Below are 1,199 nucleotides of genomic sequence, written 5' to 3' on the forward strand. Positions count from 1 at the left end.
GAGCTAGTTTCTTCCAGACCTCTAGACGCATAAGAGCTAGTCTTTTCCCGACCTCTAGACGCATAAGAGCTAGTCTTTTCCCTACTTATAGCTTTTTCCTGTTTTATAGCTTCTAATTCTTGTTTTCTTATTTCTAGACTTCTAGACTTATCTCTAATTTTATCCCACTTAGGATCAATTATACGCCTCGACTCAAGACCTCTGAACTCATAAGAGCCCCCGCTTCGCTTATCTCTAAGATTGTCTCTTATATCCCACTCATTTACTGACATCCAAATATTCCTTTCATCATCCGTTTGTGTAAAATAGATGTTTAAATATTATTAAGAAAGTTGCACATATTATTTTATCAAATTTAATTAGTCAAATAATGAATTTTAATCCACAGGAAAACGCTTAAAAATACAAGATTTATTTTTTCAAATTTAAAAAAAAATAACAACTTAATAAGTTATAAATTATTATGCATACTTGATTATTTTCCTAATTACAAAGATGAGTAATGGTCGAATATTTTCATGAAAAAAGAAAATACATCACGAATTTTACAAGGATTTTCTTGCAGGATTTCACATGCAATCATGAATGAATTGGCAATATTTATTCGAAAATATAGCTAAATTTTCTCGAATTGTGTTAATTAACCCAATGCAAATTCAACTCAAATAATGTCTTTGCTCTCTAATCACTCCAACAAACTTTATATTGGGGTAGTGACTGGGTAGCTGCGATAACCGCCAACTTTTAAGCGGCCACTTCAATTGGTAATCTCTGATCTTCCCTCGATTAGCCGTACACATTGTTTAAGAGGGGTGGTGTGGAAGATCTTCCACACGACCAATGAGCCTAAGGAACTGTTTGATCCATTTTCAGAAAAAATCCTATAGCTCTCTCAACAGCAATCGGAAAGTAATATCTTACATTTGGGTTGTTTTTTCGTGCCTCGGGCCAGGCTATCAGTTATTAATTTTCTAGCCAGCATGAAATATGGGCTCAACTGAATATCTTCCTCAGATAATTGCATATATTTGGAATAACCACTGAATAAGGATTCTTTCAATTTTAAGTAATCTTTATTCTTATTTCCCTCAGCTACATGTTCAAATGCACACAACGCTAGGTAATCCCCCGCAAAATAACGGATCTCAAAAGTAGAATTTTCTAGTACTATCAAACCGGGAGATTCTAATGAGAAAATC

Annotated in this window: 2 protein-coding genes; both read right to left on the minus strand. The window is 33.9% G+C overall.

The features are described from left to right. A partial coding sequence (locus Ldro_RS16715) for a hypothetical protein (protein WP_238583955.1) occupies positions 1–272 on the minus strand: 272 nt, incomplete at its 3' end. A 620-nt stretch (positions 273–892) separates the two neighbouring features. Continuing rightward, on the minus strand, positions 893–1,199 hold a 307-nt coding region (locus Ldro_RS16720), incomplete at its 5' end, for a hypothetical protein (RefSeq protein ID WP_238583956.1).

The sequence above is a fragment of the Legionella drozanskii LLAP-1 genome (genome assembly GCF_001467585.1).
Classification (GTDB): Bacteria; Pseudomonadota; Gammaproteobacteria; order Legionellales; family Legionellaceae; genus Tatlockia; species Tatlockia drozanskii.